Origin of the sequence: Shewanella aestuarii (assembly GCF_014647215.1) — a bacterium.
GTDB lineage: Bacteria > Pseudomonadota > Gammaproteobacteria > Enterobacterales > Shewanellaceae > Shewanella > Shewanella aestuarii.
In genome coordinates this window covers 456,314-476,496 of sequence record NZ_BMOT01000002.1, presented here as the reverse complement: position 1 = coordinate 476,496, position 20,183 = coordinate 456,314, and the positions used below count along the sequence as shown (strand labels likewise).

The 20,183-nt window shown below is 40.4% G+C and carries 17 protein-coding genes; 6 read left to right on the top strand and 11 right to left on the bottom strand.

From position 1 onward, the window contains the following. Positions 1-49 precede the first annotated feature (49 nt). Entirely contained in the window at positions 50-769 is a 720-nt protein-coding gene (locus tag IEY03_RS05930) for a 16S rRNA pseudouridine(516) synthase (RefSeq protein ID WP_188840427.1), read from the bottom strand. A gap of 78 nt (positions 770-847) precedes the next feature. Here IEY03_RS05930 and glnD point away from each other — a divergent pair, with 78 nt between their 5' ends. From glnD to IEY03_RS05915, 3 genes are all read left to right on the top strand, one after another. Further along, positions 848-3,496 carry a [protein-PII] uridylyltransferase gene (gene glnD, locus IEY03_RS05925; protein ID WP_188840426.1) on the top strand — a complete coding sequence of 883 codons (2,649 nt, stop codon included), beginning with the start codon at positions 848-850 and terminating at the stop codon, positions 3,494-3,496. 219 nt (positions 3,497-3,715) lie between these two features. Then, a complete protein-coding gene (locus IEY03_RS05920) occupies positions 3,716-4,216 on the top strand; it encodes a YcxB family protein (protein WP_188840425.1) in 501 nt (166 codons plus the stop codon). A gap of 182 nt (positions 4,217-4,398) precedes the next feature. Further along, a complete protein-coding gene (locus tag IEY03_RS05915; RefSeq protein WP_188840424.1) occupies positions 4,399-4,755 on the top strand; it encodes a YwqG family protein in 357 nt (118 codons plus the stop codon). 257 nt (positions 4,756-5,012) lie between these two features. Here the strand turns inward: IEY03_RS05915 and IEY03_RS05910 are convergent, their stop codons facing one another. Then, on the bottom strand, positions 5,013-5,396 hold the full coding sequence (locus IEY03_RS05910; protein ID WP_188840423.1) for an MAPEG family protein: 384 nt from the start codon (positions 5,394-5,396) through the stop codon (positions 5,013-5,015). Positions 5,397-5,830: 434 nt separating this feature from the next. Here IEY03_RS05910 and IEY03_RS05905 point away from each other — a divergent pair, with 434 nt between their 5' ends. Continuing rightward, a complete protein-coding gene (locus tag IEY03_RS05905; protein ID WP_188840422.1) occupies positions 5,831-7,291 on the top strand; it encodes a hypothetical protein in 1,461 nt (486 codons plus the stop codon). Positions 7,292-7,562: 271 nt separating this feature from the next. Here IEY03_RS05905 and IEY03_RS05900 read toward each other — a convergent pair whose 3' ends face one another. From IEY03_RS05900 to IEY03_RS05860, 9 genes are all read right to left on the bottom strand, one after another. After that, entirely contained in the window at positions 7,563-8,885 is a 1,323-nt protein-coding gene (locus IEY03_RS05900) for a sensor histidine kinase (RefSeq protein WP_188840451.1), read from the bottom strand. Positions 8,886-8,926: 41 nt separating this feature from the next. Continuing rightward, on the bottom strand, positions 8,927-10,318 hold the full coding sequence (locus tag IEY03_RS05895) for a sigma-54-dependent transcriptional regulator (protein ID WP_188840421.1): 1,392 nt from the start codon (positions 10,316-10,318) through the stop codon (positions 8,927-8,929). 197 nt (positions 10,319-10,515) lie between these two features. After that, the gene (locus IEY03_RS05890; protein ID WP_188840420.1) at positions 10,516-11,724 is read right to left on the bottom strand and encodes an ABC transporter permease; all 1,209 of its coding nucleotides are present in this window, start codon (positions 11,722-11,724) and stop codon (positions 10,516-10,518) included. Positions 11,725-11,757: 33 nt separating this feature from the next. Next, positions 11,758-13,071, bottom strand: coding sequence for an ABC transporter permease (locus IEY03_RS05885; protein ID WP_188840419.1), 1,314 nt, complete (start codon positions 13,069-13,071; stop codon positions 11,758-11,760). A gap of 21 nt (positions 13,072-13,092) precedes the next feature. Further along, the gene (locus IEY03_RS05880) at positions 13,093-13,857 is read right to left on the bottom strand and encodes an ABC transporter ATP-binding protein (RefSeq protein WP_188840418.1); all 765 of its coding nucleotides are present in this window, start codon (positions 13,855-13,857) and stop codon (positions 13,093-13,095) included. 86 nt (positions 13,858-13,943) lie between these two features. Then, entirely contained in the window at positions 13,944-14,177 is a 234-nt protein-coding gene (locus IEY03_RS05875) for a hypothetical protein (protein WP_188840417.1), read from the bottom strand. Positions 14,178-14,225: 48 nt separating this feature from the next. Next, positions 14,226-15,485 carry an efflux RND transporter periplasmic adaptor subunit gene (locus IEY03_RS05870; RefSeq protein WP_188840416.1) on the bottom strand — a complete coding sequence of 420 codons (1,260 nt, stop codon included), beginning with the start codon at positions 15,483-15,485 and terminating at the stop codon, positions 14,226-14,228. A gap of 594 nt (positions 15,486-16,079) precedes the next feature. Beyond that, on the bottom strand, positions 16,080-16,952 hold the full coding sequence (locus IEY03_RS05865; RefSeq protein WP_229778202.1) for a cobalamin-binding protein: 873 nt from the start codon (positions 16,950-16,952) through the stop codon (positions 16,080-16,082). Between the two features lie 97 nt (positions 16,953-17,049). Next, entirely contained in the window at positions 17,050-18,066 is a 1,017-nt protein-coding gene (locus tag IEY03_RS05860; RefSeq protein ID WP_188840414.1) for a T6SS phospholipase effector Tle1-like catalytic domain-containing protein, read from the bottom strand. A gap of 132 nt (positions 18,067-18,198) precedes the next feature. Between IEY03_RS05860 and IEY03_RS05855 the strand changes: the two genes are divergently transcribed. Beyond that, the gene (locus IEY03_RS05855; protein WP_188840413.1) at positions 18,199-18,741 is read left to right on the top strand and encodes a hydrolase; all 543 of its coding nucleotides are present in this window, start codon (positions 18,199-18,201) and stop codon (positions 18,739-18,741) included. Between the two features lie 56 nt (positions 18,742-18,797). Beyond that, the gene (locus IEY03_RS05850) at positions 18,798-20,144 is read left to right on the top strand and encodes an ABC1 kinase family protein (RefSeq protein ID WP_188840412.1); all 1,347 of its coding nucleotides are present in this window, start codon (positions 18,798-18,800) and stop codon (positions 20,142-20,144) included. Positions 20,145-20,183 lie beyond the last annotated feature (39 nt).

The following is a 20,183-nucleotide window of genomic DNA, read 5'->3' as shown; positions in this document are numbered from 1 at the left end:
TTAACGCGCCTAGTATTGAAAACACGGTGAAGCTCTGAAACACGTATCTTCAAGTTGTTTGGGTATAAATTGAATGAATCTCCGATACTGACAAGGCTCTAAATTTTCCTTGGTCTAAATTATCGTCTAAGCAGATTGCCCCCACCGACTCTCGATGTAATTCAATCACAGGGTTTTGAAAACGACCAAACATACGCTTAATTTGGTGATACTTACCTTCTTTTAGCTCAACCATAGCCTGGTGCTGTGAAAGCACAGTGAGCTTTGCAGGTTGAGTGGTAATGCCTTCATATTCAAACCACATTCCTTGCTCAAAAGCCTTGATATAGCTTGCATCAATTGGATTAGCTAAGGTGACTAAATAACGTTTAGTGACCTTGCTTTCTGGCGCCATTAATTTTTGGGACCATTTTGCATCATTAGTAATTAACAATAATCCGGTCGAATTTAGATCAAGCCGTCCAGCAATGTGCAGTAAGTCCCTATCAACGCCTGTTAATAAGTCTAATGCCGTAACATGTTGTTTATCGATAGTTGCGCTGACCACACCTTTGGGCTTATGTAGCATCCAATAAGCGCGTTGCCTTTGTTGCAACACATTCCCCTGACATTCAATTAGACTGAATTCATCAATTTGAGTATCAGCACTTAACACCTGAACCCCATCGATGAATATCTGCTCGGAAACAATCAAATTACGCACCATTTTTTTGGGTATTTGCAGGCGTTTAGCTACAAAAGTGTCAATTCGTCCACGCTTGGAAACCATATGTTATAGAATTATCAAAGTTGAGTTAGGCTACATAATACCTTACCCTGTAGGTGGAAAAAACAACCAAGGAGTAACATGATTTCGCAACCTGCTAGTACAGAATTGCGCTCTGGGATGAATATCAATGAGCTTAAACAAGCCATTTCATCATTAGATAAACTTTTAGAAGACAACATTCTACATTGCTCAATTAACGAAACGCTGACCAATCGCGCTAACTTTTTTGACCAATTACTCAGCCTACTTTGGCAACAACATCAATTTGATGTCGATACAATCTCACTCAATGCCGTTGGCGGTTATGGCCGTCAGACCTTGCATCCTTTTTCAGATATCGACATTTGCATAATTCACGATGCCCCTTTAACTCAGCAAGACTCAGCTAAAGTCAGCGCCTTTTTAACCCAGCTATGGGATTTAAATCTAGACCTAGGCCATGGTGTTCGCTCACTTCAAGACACTTACCAAAGCTGCCGCGATGATGTCACTATTGCCACGAGTTTGTTAGAAATTAGACATATAGCAGGTAAGCAAGGACATGCTATCAAAGTACTCAATGCCCTATACAGCGATGAGCTTTGGCGCAGCGACACCTTCTTTGAAGCAAAATTAACAGAACAACAGCAACGCCATGCGAAAGCACAAGGGACTGCATACAGTATTGAACCCAATTTAAAAACGAGCCCGGGCGGAATGCGCGATTTGCAAACCTTAACCTGGGTGGCACGTAAACATTTTGGTGTTGCGGATATGCTGACATTAAGACACAAAGGTTTTTTTACCAATGACGAATATGCCGAGTTGATCGAGTGTCAAAACTTCCTGTTTAGGGTGCGCTTTGCACTGCATCAAGCCGCCGCCCGTCCAGAAAATCGCTTGCTACTTCAATATCAAGCTGAAGTCGCTAAGCTGATGGGGTTCGGTGAAGGCAGTTCATTAGGTGAAGGTGGCAATATTGCCATTGAAAAAATGATGCGCCAAATATTCCGTGCAATGAAGCGCATACGTGAATTAAACCAGCTACTTATGGCCTATTTCGCCCGAGAAATAGCCCCAAATACGCCCTCTCACGTTATCCCAATTAATGATAAATTTGAAATCGTTGACCAACATATTCATGTTCGTGATGAAGATGTGTTTATTGACCGCACCCAAATCATGGCACTATTTTTATTGATTGCTACACACCATGATCAAATTATTGGTATTAGCCCAGAAACACTGCGCTTACTGCGACAGGTTCGACGACGCTTAATGGGTGATTTACAAGATTTTCAAGTTTGCCGACACACCTTTAAGCAAATTTTTAATCATCCTGAAGGTATGGGGTTAGCAATTACCCTCATGCATCAGCATGGTATTTTGGCATCATATTTACCACAATGGCGCGAAGTAGTAGGCCAAATGCAATTCGACCTGTTTCACGCCTATACCGTGGATGAACATACCCATAAAGTGCTTAAAAACATTTATCGATATGGCACAGATATTCAAAACGGCACTATAGACAAAGACAGGCAGTTAGCTGCAGATATTTATGACAAAATGCCGAATAAATCCTCGCTACTTTTTGCGGCTTTATTCCATGATTTAGCCAAAGGTCGTGGCGGTGATCACAGTGAATTAGGCGCGGTAGATGCACGTTTATTTGCGAAGTTTCATGAGCTAAAACTTTCTCAAGAACGATTAATTTGTTGGCTCGTAGAAAACCATCTCTTGATGTCGATTACATCACAGCGAATGGATATTCATGATCCAGATGTAGTTAATCGTTTTGCCAAAGCCGTTGGTAGTCAAACTCGTCTTGATGCTCTCTATTGTTTAACCATTGCCGACATTCAAGCTACCAATGATGATTTATGGAATAACTGGAAAGCGGCACTGTTAAAAGAATTATATTTTTCAACCCGTAAAGCACTTCACAATGGCTTTGAAAATGTCCAACAGTTGCGAGCAATTGTGCGTGATCATAAGCAAGATGCACTGCAAATATTGCAGGCGGATGATGCCGATATTGATACTGTTAAAGCATTATGGAAGCGTCTACCATTGGCATTTTTTAGCCATGCCGAAGCCAATAATATTGCCCGCTACAGTAAAGCTTTAATTAAGCATCAATTACAACCCGACTACGATAGTCAATTCGAAACCTTAATATTAATCGACAACGTAACGGTAAAAGGCTGTAGTGATGTGTTTGTTTACAGTAAAGACCGACCAGGGTTGTTTGTTAAATTATTCAATGCCCTAGCCACTTTAAAAATTTCGGTAAAACAAGCACAGATATCAAAAACCAAAGACGGCTATGTGGTTGAGTCATTTAAGGTTTTAGATTTTGATGATATGCCAATTTTTAGCGAGACACGTCGTAAGCAAGTGCTACAAAAACTCTATCGCGTGCTCGATCATGATGCCAAACTGCCGAAAATCCGCCAGCCACGCACCCATAAAAGCTTTGAAAATCAGTTGAGTATTGAATTTTTATATTCTCGTCAGTCAACACGTACCGTACTTAATGTGTCTGCACTTGATACCAGTGAGTTTATGGAACAAATATCCACTGCATTTAGAAAACAAGAATTGACCATTCACAGTGCCAATATCAGCACTGTAGGCGAGCGTGCGGATAACGTTTTCTTGCTGTCCAATGCACAAGGTCAGCAACTCAGCCATGCTGAGCGCCAACAATTGACAGCGTTACTCAACCAAACCGTTGGCGATTAGCAACTTGAAACAAAGTGCTTAACGTCGATAATCGTTACGGGTTATCGGCGTTTTTATTTGCCAGTGAGTAGCCATTCAAACCAGTTGTGAGATAATAGCCGCCTGTATCATACCCATTCGATTCATAATGTGAGCTATCAAGGTTTTCCAATTGAGAAATATTGTTGAAATCATCTTGGTATAAACCTAAAGTTCACCCGACAAGAGTTACCAACATCTATGACAAAGCCATTTTCGTTCAGCCATGAATTCACTCTTGATAAAAGCTACTTTGCCGAAACCTATGATGCTTCAATCGACCCTCAAATCAAAGGTAAAGACTTTATCAAAACCGCTATTTTTACGGTTATTGGACTAGGTATCTTACTTTCAACCAATTTAGGCGATAATGAGCTTGCCCACAAAAACACCTATTATTTAGGCTACTTTTTTATAGGGTTAAGTGTTGTGGAGGCTCTGAGTATTAAGTTTAAACGCACTTGGTGGTTATGGCGTCAAATGATGAGCAAAGCCGCTAATAACAATGCCTCGTTAACTGTAAATGACGAGGGAATGATAATTGAGTCTGCTTATGTTAATCAAATCACTTTATGGACCGACGTATATCGTATTAGCGAGATGAATACAGGCTTTATGATCACCCTAGCGAACACTAAAAGTTACTTAAGCAAACGCGGATTATCTGAAGAAGCAATCGCTTTTATCCGCAGCAAAATATAAAAGTAATCATTAACAAAAACTCTTACTGTGCAGGGTATAGTTAATTTGTTGAAGTTAGATTAATATTTGGTTAACAGCATTGAGTACAATCCACTGAAAAACAGCGCGTGTTATCGCGCTACTGGTGCTGATAACTAACCTCATAAAAATGATAAAGTGCTATCGAAAATAGGACATTAACAATGAAATACCCTGCTATTAGTTTATTCTGCTCCACTGTAATGTTATTTTCGGCTACAGCTAACGCACAGCCTCAAGCACAGCTAAAAGATATTATCTCGCTTAAAGCCGCCTGTGCAGAAATCGCTCAAGAAGATTCTTTACCAGAAAATGAAATCCCTTCTTTTTTACTCGATTGTGTCAATGACCAACTGAATGAGCGCGGTTATGAGAGAGTTGAATATTTAGAGGGTGTAACGCCAAACGAAAGCGGCGCTGCCGATACAGATAATCCATCAACTGAAGCATTGGAAAATCAAAAGTCCTTGGTTGAAGCCTTGTCTGAAGAAAACACATTACCGGAAGAAGTTAACCAGTAACAAACACATCAAACATCACACCTACTGTTTAGGTAGGTGTTGTTGATTTAATCATGTCATCATCAAAGCTTGCTGCGAGTAATCAACTGGCTTAATACTTTTCATGCTAATTGGATTATCTTCAACCGCCTTGTTTAATTCCCTTATCAATCATACAACCGCTGACTCAATCGCATTTAAGACCTAAAGCGACACTGGTCAATATTGAACAAGCAGCACTGGGGCAGCTTTAGAATCAAACGTAAAAATCTATAAGATTATAATGCCTGAACAAAAATCCCGATAGACGCGCCTATTGCCACAAACCAAGATAAAGACCGTAAAGTGCCATAATTTAATAAATATAAAGCATGGTAAACCACTCGAGCGATAACATGGGTAATCGCTAACATGCTGCAGGTTTCATTAACCTTATCGGTAGCAATTACTGTTAATACCGCCAGACCAAAAATAAGCAATGACTCGAACGCATTTTGATGCCCTGCTAAGGCTCTTGCACCAAATCCTGTCAGTTTGGCTTGTTGGGCTCGAGGATGGGCATTGTCATATCCGCCTAATTTTGCCATCGCTACAGCGACTGGCATTTTAGCCAGATACGGTAATAGCATCGCGATAAATAAACAGATGATTAAAATATTCATTTTCATTCCTTATTGTTATGTTTTTTGATGACAGCGATTCAATATATCAGGGCGAGCAGATGTTTGCTGAATAGGTTTCATTCGAGCAAAAAATGTTTACTCCCTAATCTTTAGTCGGCATAACTAGCGGCCTAATGATGCCAATCTACAGCAGAAACCTCCCCTTTTATAAATAAACACCCACACCAAATAACTTTAATATCATGTATATCAAAGATTATTTTTGACACACTTGTTAATAGCTTGTTAAATTAGAGCCGCTACTCCATTATGATTGACAAATAATACTAAATTATTGATAGAAATAGCTAAGCAATCGCTAACTAAACTGATGTATTTAAACGCCTAGATGAACATAATCTCTGGGTAAAAACATTAAGTTGGTCAGCGATTTTATAGCCAAAAACAATAAAAACAAAAGGATGTGCCCGACAATGAACAAACTGTTAGTTTTTGCCCTGCTACTTTTTAGTATTCCTACAACCGCCAAATCGCTTCCTCCCATATTAGATTATCTGCCATCGTGTGCTCCGATGGTTGTTGACGGTATTTATGTGGAAAAGAAACTGACGGGTAGTGCAAATAGCAAATTAATCGAAAGCAGTTTTCAACTTGTTAGGCAAAAAGCCAAAGAGAAACGTGTCGATGCGGTTATCATTACCAATCTTATCCAAACGAATAAGCTCATTATTACCGCTGACTTAATTGATTTTTGTGATGAAGATGACAGCTTATCATCGGTTAGCACTGCATATAATCGATTGAGCCGCAGACCTCTGAGCTTTGAGCGCACAACCGCTCAACCCACTCAAAGGATTGCATCCGCTATTACTGTGCCCGAACCAGAAAAAATAGTGGTACGTACACAGCCAAGCAAAACATACTCCTCTGGCGTTGTCGGGACTTCATCTAAAAACTTTAAACCAGCATTAATGTCGCAACTCGAGTTAGCCAAGCTTGCCGCTAAAGCTCATAAAAGACATAAACCATCAACCAATGTCACCTTGTCAGGTGCCTATGGCATTAACATCAATAACTCCACCGAATATGTGCTAAATATTCTTGGGCCTGCCAGTGCAACATTTACTTTAAGTGCTGATACAACCGCATGGTTATATGGTCGTGATTTATGGTTATTTATTGAAAATGATCAGGTAAAAAAAATCGCCTACAAAGAAAGATCTTTGCTGACTTACACAGGCAAGAACGCCATTTTATATGAAGAAAGTTTTGACAATAATTGGCTGATTGATGATAAAGCAAGGTTTCGTGATGATGTATCTGAAGTGCGCCAAAAGCTAAACTACCTTAAGCAAAAGTCCAAAGCTGAATACACGGTATCGAATAACGACAATCTACTAAAATTAGATTTTGCTGAATACTCTTCATACAACGAAAATGAACCCGACTTGCTGCTCAGCGGTTTCACTTTCTATTCGCGCCAATATGATAAAGACGAACAACACATCCAGTATTCCCAAATGAACCTTGACCTATTGGATGATTTGCTAATACCAACAGCAAAACCTGCAAAACTCAAAATTCAAGATTTAGTGACACATTACGTGCCCAACGTTATTAATTACTCGGACGATGGTAGCTGGGAAGTCTTATCTAAAAACATCCAGGTAAAGCATGAAAACAATACCATTAAACAAGTGAAATTATCTGAAAGTATTAACTACCCTATTGAGTCTGACGAGGAATTCTCTCGTTTTCTCAATCAGATTAATATTCCATCGACCAAGCAGGGGATGATGGACCGTTATGCAGGCAAAGCCACATTCTGGTCAGAAAATATGACAGTTAAAAATCCTGATTATGAAATTAGAGCTGAATTTGCCACGGAAGACCCTGATGCATTACTGATTTCACTTGAAGTTGAATATCTATAAAGCTGCCTAACAGCACAAGTCCCAAGAGCCCGAATTCATTCGGGCTTTATTATTTATCCAGATACGGTATCACGGGTAATCATCTCATTCACTGAAATAGCATCAAAAATGAGCGAGTAATGACCAAAGCCAGCCCTCACAATCATACTAGAAGCGGATACTAGCCAAGTAGTTGTCCATCCCCACGAAGCAACATATCCAAAGGTTGACTAGTTGCAACGCAATTGAACATCGAGAATTTTGAAAGGTTGAATGTATTGGAAAGTTGAGATTAACTGTTAGGCAGCCATAGCTTTACACTTAATCCCCCCTCTAGTCGATTTTGCATGGTGATATGTCCACCATGTGCCTCAACGATTTCACGGCACAAAGGCAAGCCAATCCCTGTCCCCGATTGCTTGGTAGAGTAAAATGGCAATAATGCTTGCGATAATACTTCACTTGACATACCCGAACCATTGTCAGTTACAGTAATGAAGATCCCCGAGTATGGCAGGATAACCTCCTGAAAAGACAAGCTTACTTGCTCTTTATCAGCACCAGATTCATGGGCGTTTTTAAGTAAGTTGATTAACACTTGCTCGAGTTGAACACTATCTAATTCAATAGGCTTTTTCGGCAACTCAGTTATGAGGTTTACGGGGTATTGTTGCGCTAGTTGCGCAATGAGTTTGCTCCAATCAACTGCTGATTTCTTCGGCAATGGTAATTTGGCAAATTGAGCATAATGAGAAATAAACTGGCTTAAATGGGCTGTGCGATCCTCAATGGTATCAAAAATGAGGGTTAACTTATCGTTGTTAACATCCTTAGTTAACACTCGGCCAGAGTTAACCATCGATGCTATTGGTGCTACCGAGTTATTTAATTCATGGCTAATAATTCTAATGACCTTTTTCCAAATTGCCACTTCTTGCCGATTCAGTTCTTTAGTTAGCTGTTTAAGCAAGATTAAATGATGCTGTTGGTTATTTTGGTTAAAACGCCCGCGAGCAATATGCCAAGTTTCAACTTCAGTTAAAGACCCGCTTTCCAGCTCGCTATCGCCAATTGAAAACAGACCTTCATGCTCACTAGTTAATGCTTTTCTTAATGCATCAGGTAATACAGACACCAATTCAGTCAGCAGTAAACCTTCTATTTTTATACCTTGGTTAAACAAATGCCTAGCAGCATCATTGGCATAAATAACACGTTGGTTATCATCCACCAACAACATAATATTAGGAGAGTTTTGAATCACTTTATCGAGCATTAACTCACGCTGATAAATGAACTGGCGCTCACTGCGAAGTTTTGCCGATGCTTGATTATATGACTCAGCTAAAGCATCCAGTTGCGATTCACCATACTGATGTAATGACACACTAAACTCATTATCTTTAAAGTTTAGCAAACCCACTTCTAATGCCGACAAACTATTAGCAAGCGTCCTTGTAGACCACATACTTAATAGCAATGTCGTACCACAACCGACTAAAATGGCAAACCATAATGAGTCATTATCTAACCACTGCCACAGACCATAAAAGACAGCACCAGACAATAAAATACTGATAAAATTGCCTACAATAAGCTTGCTGCGTAATGTCATATGATAATGATTCTCTAAGTTAATATCCGACAACTAGACCTTTATTTACTGCTTGAAATACCGTGTTTTTCCATTCGTCGGTATAATGCCTGACGGCTTAACCCTAATGATTTAGCAACTCGGGCAATGACCCCGTTTTGGTTGATTAATGCTTGTTCAATCTGTTGTTTACTCGGCTCAGAATCACAGTTTGAGTTACTAACAATAGCATTTGGCGCTTGCTGAGCTTCTGGATCATTTAATTTAACTGAGGGCTCGACCAATACTGACAAACCTAAATCATGACAGGTTAATTGAGCCGATTTAGCTAATAAGACAGCACGCTTACACACATTTTCCAACTCTCTCACATTCCCCGACCAAGAGTGAGTTAACAATGCCTGCTGCGCTAACTTATCAAAGCTAAAGGCATCTCCGACAAAATGATGTGCTAAGGGTAAAATGTCATCGACTCGTTGGTGCAGCGGCGCAATTGCTAACTCAATAACATTTAATCTATAGAATAAATCCTCACGAAATAAGCCATTGGCAATATCCTCCGCTAAATCAGCGTTAGTTGCACTTATCACCCGCACATTGACCTTACGGGTTTGGTGACTTCCCAAACGCTCAAACTCACCAGTTTGCAGCACTCTAAGTAATTTTACTTGTCCAGATAATGGTAAATTGCCAATCTCATCGAGGAATAAAGTTCCTCCATCTGCGGCTTCAAAACGCCCAATACGTGTCTTATTCGCGCCGGTAAAAGCTCCAGCTTCTGCACCAAAAAGTTCTGCTTCCAATAGGTCCATTGGCAGTGCACCAATGTTGACTTTAATAAACGGCTTATCTTTTAATTGGGAATTAGCTTGTACAATATCAGCAATTTTATCTTTACCAGCACCATTTGGGCCGGTGATCATAATGGATACATCAGAACGGGCCACTTGCAGAGCTAAGTCGATACAGCGCTGCATAGCCCCACTCCCAAACACCATGCCACATAAAGCAGCATCTTTAATCGCACTCATGCGTTCTGAATCAACCCGAGATAATTGGCTATTTTGCTTAGAAAGGTGGTAAATGGATAACAAATTATTAATGCTATTAAGCAGCTTGGCATCATCCCAAGGCTTACCCATGTAATCAGCCGCACCCGCTTTCACTAGCTCAACAGCGGTTTCAAGTTGAGTCCATGCGGTCATTAGAATAATAGGTAAGTTGGGTTGTTGTTGACGTAATGTGTAGAACAACTGCTTACCTTCTTCACCAGATGTAGTGTCCTGAGTAAAGTTCATATCTTGGATGACTAAGCTAATGTCTTGCTCAGCGACAATCTGTAACGCTTGCTTTGGTGTGTCACAGCTTAATGACTTATAGCCATGAATATCCAACATTAATGTCAGAGCACTACAAATTGCATGATTATCGTCAACGACTAAAATACTGTCCATGTGTGATTTGTTTCTCTTCAGTTTTATCTGATTAATGGTTATCGATAAATAACAATTAAAATTAACCCGCCAAATTGAGTTGATTGCACAAACAAGTTTATGAAGCCTGATATTTTAACTAACAAACTACCGTAAAATGGTCTCATTGACGAAAACATATTACGGCTCCTGTTAATAATAGATTTTATTAACTGCGATTACACATTACGTGTAGCCATAGCTGGCGAAATACTTGATGCTCTAACTGCTGGTACAATTACAGCTAATGTTGTCACCACTAATAACCCAACCACCGCAATAACAGGATAAACAATGGGTAATATTGGTAAACTATATAACGACATTAACTGCTTACCTAATTGCAGTGATAACATTCCTCCAATCAGACCACCAGCAATACAAATGATGTAATTCTCAACCATAAAGTAACTCACAATATCGGTTTTTTTAGCGCCTAAAGCCCTGCGTGTACCAATTTGTTTTGTTCGACGTTGGATATTAAACATCACCATTCCCGTTAAACCTAAAGCCGTTATCAACAGCAGTAACATCACCATAATGCTTAATATGGTGGCCATAAGCCTGTGGTTACTATAAGTGAGATTTTTCATCTCAGTTAACGATGAGAAACTGTCAATCACCCGATTTGGGTTTTCTGCATGCAACACCTTGACTATCTGTTCTTGTAAATCTGCAATGTGCTCAGGCAACGATCTAACCACATAAGTTTTATTACTGTTATTGCCACCAAAATCTATGTTGGCCAACACGCTGTATTCAAAGTTGCGATGATCAACCCAAGCGCCTTGCAGCTTTTCCACTACGCCGATAATTTTAATCGTTTGTTCGCCTTGATAAACGGTTTTACCCACAGGTGATTCATCCCCCCAAAATTCTTTTGCCAAAGGCTGGGAAATAATCGCCAACATACCAGTTTCATCAATTCTGGTATTGATTTCTTCAGGCCTAAAATTACGCCCATCAACAATCTTTGCTCCCATCACATTTAACCAATGATCATTACTTAAATAGAAGGCAAATCCCGGCATACTTTTAGCGGTATCTTCATCTGGTCCATCGACAAACCGATCCATCCAACCGCTGTCACTTAATGGCATCATATTGGTTGACGCTGCATCAATCACGTTGGGGATATCCCTGAGTATTTGCTGATCGATAATATTCTGCTTAACGTTATCAATTTCTGGGTCAAAGTTATAAACATTAAAACTGAGTATTTGATCTTCTGTAAAACCAGACTCACGCTGCATCATGGTTAGGCGTTCATGAATAATAAAACTGGCATTGGCAACAATAGCAACCGATAAAATAATTTGTAACAGCAGCAATAAAGGGCCACTTTTACTGCGCATTAAACTAGACACTATTGGTTTGATATGTAACATGTAAGCTCCTTGTACTATTAATCTTAATAGTGATTATTGTGCTTTTAAGTACACACTCGGTTTAGTACGGCACACGACCCAAGCGGGATAAACACCCGCAAGCGCAGCGGTTGAAATTGCTATCAAGGGTGTAACAAACCACATACTGCTATCTAGCCCAGTCACACTTGGGTCAACGTTAAACTCAGCATGTAGCAGGGTTAATGTTCCCCACGCCCAAAGTAAACCAACAATGCCACCAATAAAGCCAATCATCCCCACTTCAACCATGTATTGTGCAAATATTTGCCCACGACTTGCACCAATGGCGCGGCGCACACCAACTTCTGGTGCACGTTTTAAGAATTTAGTCAGTAGCAGTCCCAAAATATTTACCAAGCAAACAATTAAAAACAACACGCTTAAACCGACTAATATTTTATTGTCACTAGGTACAGCATTGTTATCTTCCAACAATTTATCAACAGGACTGATTTGTGCCGATTCGGCTGGCGTTTTAGCGGTGTCGGTGAAACGCCCAAAACTACGCTGTTGCTCAACATAACGGGTTAACCAACTCTGTAATTGATTTTTTTCTTCAGTGGTCTCAAGTAATGTCCAAAATTGAATCCAAGTTTTTTCAGATCGTAACCGGTCTTGATAACTCAGCATTGGCTCAAATCGCCAACCACTAGTATTTCCCCATACATCAAACTCTTCTTGTTCACTTAATGAAAAAGGAATAAAGATGTGTTCTGCATCATTAAATGCACCATTGGTTGGGTCGTAATATTTAGGTTTTGGGTTCCAATCCTTGATCACTCCGACCACTTGATAAGGCTTACGATTTAAATAAATCGTCTTTCCTACGCTGTTTTTGCCATCAAAAAATGTGTTATTTATTTGCTCGCCAATCACAACTTGGTAAGCAGGTTGTAAATCAACACTTTTATTCCAGCGATTACCAAATAGAAAAGGAACGTCAAAAATAGTGAAAAAATCAGTATCCGTAACGCGTACACTTCTTAATACTGGCGCTTTGGTCTCATCATCCGACTGCATGGCCAGTCCCGTGCGATATGAAGCCGCTTTTATAGCGAGTTCATTATTATTTCTTAAATTTGACACGTCGGTAAACGTCATATTGGTATTAAATTCATCCCAGGTATCTAAACCCTGGCTCCACAATTGAATCGAATTAACTTGATCATTTCGATCCCCTGCGGGGTTATATGACATGGTTTTATATACATTCAATGTGGTAATTGTAATGCCGATACCAATAGAAATTGCCAGCACCATAAGTAATGACAACATTGGGGTTTTCTTTATGCTGCGCCAAGCAAGGTCGCAATAATATAAAAACATAGTGATTCTCCTTGCGAATAATTATGCGCCGCTAACAATCTGATTTAGTTCGGCGGCTTGCTTTTGGTCAGCCACTTTCTTAAGCTCGGCCACCACACTATGATCGGCTTTTTGATACATAGAAAAATCACAAACCTGACCGTCGACAATTTGAATATTTCGTTGAGCTCGACGGGCAAGTTCTGCATCATGGGTCACCATGATAATGGTTGTACCTGACTGATTAATGTTTTCTAAAAGCTCCATCACTTGGCGCGCCATTAAGCTATCTAAATTACCTGTTGGTTCATCGGCAAGCAAAAAGCGCGGCTCACCCGCTAATGCTCTGGCAATGGCAACACGTTGTTGTTGACCACCAGATAACTGGGTTGGTAGGTGCTTCATTCTTGCTGCTAATCCCACTTGCTCCAATGCGGCTTCAACACGACGCTTACGTTCACTCGACTTTACGCCTCTATAGCGTAATGGAACTTCCACATTTTCAGCCAAATTTAAATCAGGAATAAGGTTAAAACCCTGAAAAATAAAACCTATTTTTTCATTACGAATTTGAGCACTTTTGTTATCACTCAAATTAGATACATTCACCCCATCTAAGCAGTATTCTCCTTCAGTAAATCCTTCTAATAAGCCGGCAATATTTAAAAATGTGGTTTTACCGGAACCTGACGGCCCTGTGACAGCCACAAACTCACCTTCAGCAACATTAAGGTTAAACTCGCGTAATGCATGAGTTTCAACTAAATCCGTTTTAAACACTTTGCTGATATTCTTCATTGATAACATGTGAATTCCTTATTTATCGCTCACTACATTAGACGCAGTTTACATTTATCGATTGTTCAAAAAATTGTGGGTAAAAGTGATCGTAATTAATAATTTAAAACCATTTTTATAGCGGAATAAAAATCAAAATCGGCTAATATTCTAAACATTTCACTGTTAAATCCGCATTGCGTTTTCTCTGACACTATCACTGTTAAATCAATTACTTGAAAAGTAAATACTAACCAATCTAAACTTGAATTAACTCTATAGTTCACTGATAAACTCAGTAGAATCAATGCCATCACAGCAATAACAGGCTTGATGTGTGTCAGTTTCATTGTTGTGTCCTCTGTACCGTTAATTTCAACGTCACTTTCCTATCCGCACTATCTGATTTGAATGCTGTCATCATTGCTAAAGGCTTCTGTACCCGATATAACCCAAATATCACCTTCTTTACCCCCATCAACAATTTCAACTTGACTCATGCTTCTTGCGCCGAGTGTTACAGGTGTTTTATAGGCAATATCATCTTTAAGTAAGTAAGCTGTAGCACCGCCGCGATTCAAAAAATCACCACGCTTAACCATGAGTACGTTGGGTCGATTTTCTAATAATACCCGTGCGGATAAACGTTGATTTTGGCGTAATGACAATTGATCATTTGCATTAAAACGCACTCTTGCTGTCACTTCGCGATTACGTACTTCAGGGGATATAGATGCTAGATGGCCAATCACGTTAATACTGCCAAAACTAAGTTCAACTTCCATACCAATGCCTAAATCGTCTGCATAAGATTCAGCTACCGCAAGTTCTGCTTCAAAGGCACTTAAATCAACCACAGTGAGAATGGGCTGAGTTGCCCCGATACGTGCTTTTTGCTCAACTAACCAATTACCAATTATGCCTTTCACTGGTGCTTTGATGTTAAGCGCAGCGATTTGTCGCGTTAACTCAGTAACCACTAATGCTTGTCTTTCCACTTCTAATGCACGATTTTTAAGCTCAAATGCTAATGTGTCGCGCATTAAATCGACTTCTTCAATAGCGTGCTTATGTAATAGCATCGCTTTATGTAAGTCATCTTTACCTTTTTCAAAATCAATTCTGCTGATCAAGCTAGTTTCAATTAATTGATCACCTCGGCGACTTTCACGTTCAGCGGCCTCTAAATCGACTTTTGCCATATCAAGTACTTGGCTGACTTTTAATTGTTCTCTACGAGCATCTAATTTGGCTCGTTCCAAACTACTTTCCATTGATGCCAATAATGATTGCTGCTGCTCAAAACTACTTTGTAATTTATGGCTTTCTATTTGTGCCACAACTTGCCCTTGTTCGACTTCATCACCAGGTAAACTTAATAACGTGACCACACCTTCTTCGGTGCTGTATAGAATCGGCGCATTTGCCGCTACAATCTTCCCCGTTGTGGCAATATCTCTCACTAAGGTGCCACGAGTTAACGTTGCTAATCGTAAGTCTTTGGACTCTATGGAACGGATATTGCCGTCGTACTGCAAACTTACCCATACCAAAGCACTGACAGAAATAGTTAAGACTGCTAAAATTAAAGGCACTCTCAATTTGTGCTTCAATTGAGGTGCTACAACTCTGTCTTGGCCGCTGGTATCTTTAATCATTGTCAATTCCTTAATGCAATTTGCTGTATTCAAGAGAGACCACAACAATGCTAACTAACCAAGATAAAGCACAGCTCGTGCCAAAATTATTTTATAAAACAAAAACAACAACATATAACAAACTCGTTCGTATAAAACACCTTGGAAGTGTCCGCGGACACTCACAAAACTGTCCGAAAATAAATAAAGTGTCCGAACGGACACTTTATTTCTGTCATATTGAATATTCAGGGGTAGATGAAAATGAATAAAACGTTGTTTAGCATAGAGCCTGTTGGAATAGAAACGGCATAGGGTTATCAAGAAGGCTTTGTTGAGCATTCACAGCACTAATATCAACTCTAGGAACACTTATCTTAGCTTGATAATTAGGGTTAATACGCCTCTAAAATAGCGCTTATCATCACGCCATAAATGAATAGTGTTTAAATAAAATGCCCCGAACCAGAAACGCTAAACAGCCAGTGTTCCATGGCTGGCTAAAATTTCAATTTATCTTGCGGTGATATTAGCTATGACAATATATCGTCACACTGTTTGAGTGTCAGCCAATTGCATTTACTACAAGATGACACTCAACATATGCCTGGCGTTTTAGTAACTTGACTGGCGTGCCTTGTCTAAGGCCTCACATAAAGCTTTTACACCTAATAGTGCTCTGGGAGAAGCTCGGTGCAGTAAATCTGCATTGAGTTGGTAAATATGCTTGTTTTTTACCGCAGGTAATTCTGGCCATGCCGACCAATCAACACCTAAAATATTACCCTTATCCTGGCTTTGTAATATCACTTGTGCTTGGGTGAGTAATACATTCTCGATACTGATTTGTGGATACTCACTGGCGGCATCGTAAAACACGTTATCGCCATGACATGCCGAAATACTGTGCTGTATCCAGCTGCCTTTCGCCACTGTCATCAAAGGCGTTGACCAGAGTTGATAAAACACTTTAACTGACGGCTTACTGCTATTGTGCTGACGAATATCGGCCAATTGCGTTCGATAATCTGCGGCAACCTGATAAGCCTGTGTTTGCAAACCTGTCAGCTGTCCTAAGTGTTCTAACTCACTCGCTACATCATCTAATGACTTGGGATCGCTATTGAACACCTTAAAACCTAACTGCTTAATTTGATTAATGTCTTCCAGTTTATTACCACTTTGCCACACCACCACCAAATCCGGATTTAGCTCAATAATGCGCTCAATTTGAATACCGTAATACCCGCCGATGCGAGGGATAGATTTTGCCGCTTCAGGGTAATCGGCATGATCTGTGGTGGCGACAATCTTTTCGCCAGCACCTATCGCAAATAGCATTTCTACCCCATGGGGCGACAATGCCACAATCCGTTTTACCGCATGGTTATCACTTGGCTGATTATCAGCCGCTAAAACGGCACCGCCCGTTAGGGTCACAAACAAAATAACTACTCGGATCAATTGGTTAACAATAAAATGTGGCAAACGAAAATCCTTATCATAAAAAATTAACATGGAGTAAAAGTGAAAAAACATCTGGTACTATTCAATATCCTCAGGTTTGAAAGGTTAAATGCCCCCCTTACCAAGCCTGCAATTTTGCAAATTCGATGAGATTTTCTGGACGATATTGCTCATTTTGCTGCCAACGCAGCTTAACTGAATCATGCACTTTGATGGTATCTGTGGTGTCAATTGGGCGTAACGTTTTTTGCTTTAAGCGATAAAACTTACGTCTAGAGTTCATCATCTTGGCTAACGGGTTAAGCACAATACCATTCAATAAATGATTTTCAATATTTAACCCACTTAACTGAGCTTGTTGCATCATCCATTGTAACGGGATATCTGATAACGCTGTGCCATCAGCATCTGGGGCATAACTGCCTCCCACATTACTGTGTGCACCGGCAAACCACATTTGTTCGATACTCACCCCATCTTTGGGTGACCATAATGTCGGTGCAAAGTCTTCACGGTGTTCATCAATCGCTAAAGCATGACGCGCCACTTTGACATTGCCGCCAATTTTGGTGTCATAAAACTCATCTTTGTCCTCAAACAACCCTAGAAATGAAAATGGGATCCCCATAGCGCCTACTGTGTCCCACACACCAATAAAGGCCACATCTCTTGAGGGGTGTGAAAATTGTTTTCTAAAGTCAATCGATTTACTGCCATCTGGGGCATATTTCACATCCTGGGTTTTGTAATGCTCAAATGCCTGCTGAATATATTTTGCTTCGGGGCGTTTAATAATGCCGCAATTATTAATTAAGCCAGATAAACAGCGCACCGTGTAAGCGCCACGACTAAAACCGAACAGCCAAATCTCATCTCCAGGCGAATAATTTTGCACAATGTAACGATAACCGTCGACAATGTTTTTATGTAATCCGCGTCCCGTCGCGCCGCCAACTAAGGCGTCATGATACGAACCTATTCCCCAATCATAAAATACTTGCTGCGGCTTACCGTCAGCGGCAATCGGCTGAATAGCGCGGGCAATTTTCAGCACATTGGTGGCATAATCCTTTGCTACATCAAGCTCTGGACGATTCCAGGTGCCATCGGCACACACTACAATTCTTTTATTCATCGTTATAAATCCTTTTACCATTACTCCCTTTAGACTAAGGCCCTATTGGAAACTTGTCTAAAAAACCATCTACTGTCATAGTTGTTGCAGCATTATTCCATTCTTACCACTTACACTAAAGCGAGTCCGAATATGATAAATCCGGCAGATTGCGTACTAATGGTCGTTGATGTTCAAGATAAGCTTGCACAAGTGATGCAACATTCCGCCCAATTGCATCACCATATAGCGACCCTGATTAAGGGCACTGCGCTATTTGGTATGCCGGTAATTTGGCTAGAGCAGTTGCCCGACAAGCTTGGCACCACCTCAGCTGAACTTGCTGAAATACTTTCCCCCATTTGCCAGCCTATTGCAAAACAGCATTTTAGCGGCTGGCAATCGGAACAAGTACAAACCTTGCTCGCCAAAAAAGGCCGTAAACAAGTGATTTTATGTGGTATTGAAACCCATGTCTGCGTTTATCAAACGTGCAAAGATTTACTACAACATGATTTTGATGTTCACATAGTCGCCGATGCGCTGTCTTCGCGGTCAATCGACAACAAGGTGCTAGGTATTCAAATGATGTTAAACCTTGGCGCACAACTCACCAATGTGGAGTCGTTATTATTTGAACTGCAACATCAGGCTGAAGGTGATCGATTTAAAGCATTATTAAAACTGATTAAATGATCTTTTCGCGCTAATCGGCGTATCATCAATTATGTTTTTGATCCTGTTAGCTGGTTATGAATAAACAATCCGATCCTTTAAAAAGCGCAAAAATTCCTAGCAGCCGACTTTCACGCTTTTCAGCCTTTGGCGGTTTAGCCACTCGCCTTGTGGGTAATGTGATTAAAGAAGGGATGAAGCAATACAGCCAAGGACAATCACCTAAACTACAACAACTGATCATGACGCCAACGAATATGGGTCACGTCGCCGACAAATTGGCTCAGCTTCGTGGCGCGGCAATGAAAGTAGGCCAGATGCTGTCTATGGATGCGGGAGAATTATTGCCACCTGAGCTGTCAGAGGTTTTAGCCAAATTACGTTCTGAAGCTAACTTTATGCCTCACAAACAACTTGTTGGCGTTTTAAAAAGCCAATGGGGCGAGCACTGGCTTGATGCATTTGGTCAGTTTGAATTACGCCCATTTGCTGCTGCATCCATTGGTCAGGTACATTTAGCCTATTTAGCCACAGGCGAAAAACTTGCCGTCAAAATTCAATATCCTGGGATTAAAGACAGTATCGACAGCGACATAGATAACGTGGCCACGTTATTAAAAATGTCGGGGCTTGTGCCGGATAATGTCAAACTTGACCAGCTTCTGCTGCAGGCCAAACAACAGTTGCACCACGAAGCTGATTACATTCACGAAGCGGCCTTACTCAATCAATACCAAAACTGGGTTAAGCAACAAACTCACTTTGTGGTACCTAAAGTCTATCCGCAGTTAAGTAATGACAGCATCTTGAGCATGGAATTTGTCGAAGGTGCGCCAATAGAATCCGTAATATCACTTGACCAAAGCAGCCGAAATAAAATTGCCCGTCAATTATTACAACTATTTTTAGATGAGTTATTTACCTTTAAGTTAGTGCAAACCGATCCTAATTTTGGCAATTTTCAATACCAAGCTGATACCGGAAAAATTGTCCTGTTAGATTTTGGTGCGACCCGCGCTGTTCCTGAATATTTGTCTAATGGTTACAAGCAATTAATGCTAGGGGCAATGACCAGTGACTATGAATTAATTACCCGCGCTGCAGCTGATATTGGCTTTTTTCAAGATAATATTACCCCCCACCAACAACAGCTGATTGTGGATATATTTCACCAAGCCTGTGAGCCATTACGCTGCGATGGCGAGTATGATTTTGCGCAAAGTCAGCTAGCGAAACGTATTACTGATGCGGCAAAAGTGATGAGCACTCAACAAGATGAATGGCACACGCCACCTATGGATGCTATTTTTATTCATCGCAAGTTAGCAGGGATTTATTTATTAGCGACCAAAATTAAAGCAAAGGTGAATGTAAGCGCATTATTTTCTGTTCATCAACCTAGCGATGATGCAAGAAAAGCGTAACATAATCGGTCTATTATGCCGGTGATGGCAACAGCTTCA

Excerpts from the sequence above, each read along its gene's own strand:
- IEY03_RS05870 (WP_188840416.1), bottom strand. The coding sequence starts at position 15,485 with ATGATTAAAGATACCAGCGGCCAAGACAGAGTTGTAGCACCTCAATTG.
- IEY03_RS05900 (WP_188840451.1), bottom strand. The coding sequence starts at position 8,885 with ATGACATTACGCAGCAAGCTTATTGTAGGCAATTTTATCAGTATTTTA.
- IEY03_RS05875 (WP_188840417.1), bottom strand. The coding sequence starts at position 14,177 with ATGAAACTGACACACATCAAGCCTGTTATTGCTGTGATGGCATTGATT.
- IEY03_RS05930 (WP_188840427.1), bottom strand. The coding sequence starts at position 769 with ATGGTTTCCAAGCGTGGACGAATTGACACTTTTGTAGCTAAACGCCTG.
- IEY03_RS05880 (WP_188840418.1), bottom strand. The coding sequence starts at position 13,857 with ATGTTATCAATGAAGAATATCAGCAAAGTGTTTAAAACGGATTTAGTT.
- IEY03_RS05850 (WP_188840412.1), top strand. The coding sequence starts at position 18,798 with ATGAATAAACAATCCGATCCTTTAAAAAGCGCAAAAATTCCTAGCAGC.
- IEY03_RS05920 (WP_188840425.1), top strand. The coding sequence starts at position 3,716 with ATGACAAAGCCATTTTCGTTCAGCCATGAATTCACTCTTGATAAAAGC.
- IEY03_RS05885 (WP_188840419.1), bottom strand. The coding sequence starts at position 13,071 with ATGTTTTTATATTATTGCGACCTTGCTTGGCGCAGCATAAAGAAAACC.
- glnD (WP_188840426.1), top strand. The coding sequence starts at position 848 with ATGATTTCGCAACCTGCTAGTACAGAATTGCGCTCTGGGATGAATATC.
- IEY03_RS05905 (WP_188840422.1), top strand. The coding sequence starts at position 5,831 with ATGAACAAACTGTTAGTTTTTGCCCTGCTACTTTTTAGTATTCCTACA.
- IEY03_RS05910 (WP_188840423.1), bottom strand. The coding sequence starts at position 5,396 with ATGAATATTTTAATCATCTGTTTATTTATCGCGATGCTATTACCGTAT.
- IEY03_RS05895 (WP_188840421.1), bottom strand. The coding sequence starts at position 10,318 with ATGGACAGTATTTTAGTCGTTGACGATAATCATGCAATTTGTAGTGCT.
- IEY03_RS05855 (WP_188840413.1), top strand. The coding sequence starts at position 18,199 with ATGATAAATCCGGCAGATTGCGTACTAATGGTCGTTGATGTTCAAGAT.
- IEY03_RS05860 (WP_188840414.1), bottom strand. The coding sequence starts at position 18,066 with ATGAATAAAAGAATTGTAGTGTGTGCCGATGGCACCTGGAATCGTCCA.
- IEY03_RS05890 (WP_188840420.1), bottom strand. The coding sequence starts at position 11,724 with ATGTTACATATCAAACCAATAGTGTCTAGTTTAATGCGCAGTAAAAGT.
- IEY03_RS05915 (WP_188840424.1), top strand. The coding sequence starts at position 4,399 with ATGAAATACCCTGCTATTAGTTTATTCTGCTCCACTGTAATGTTATTT.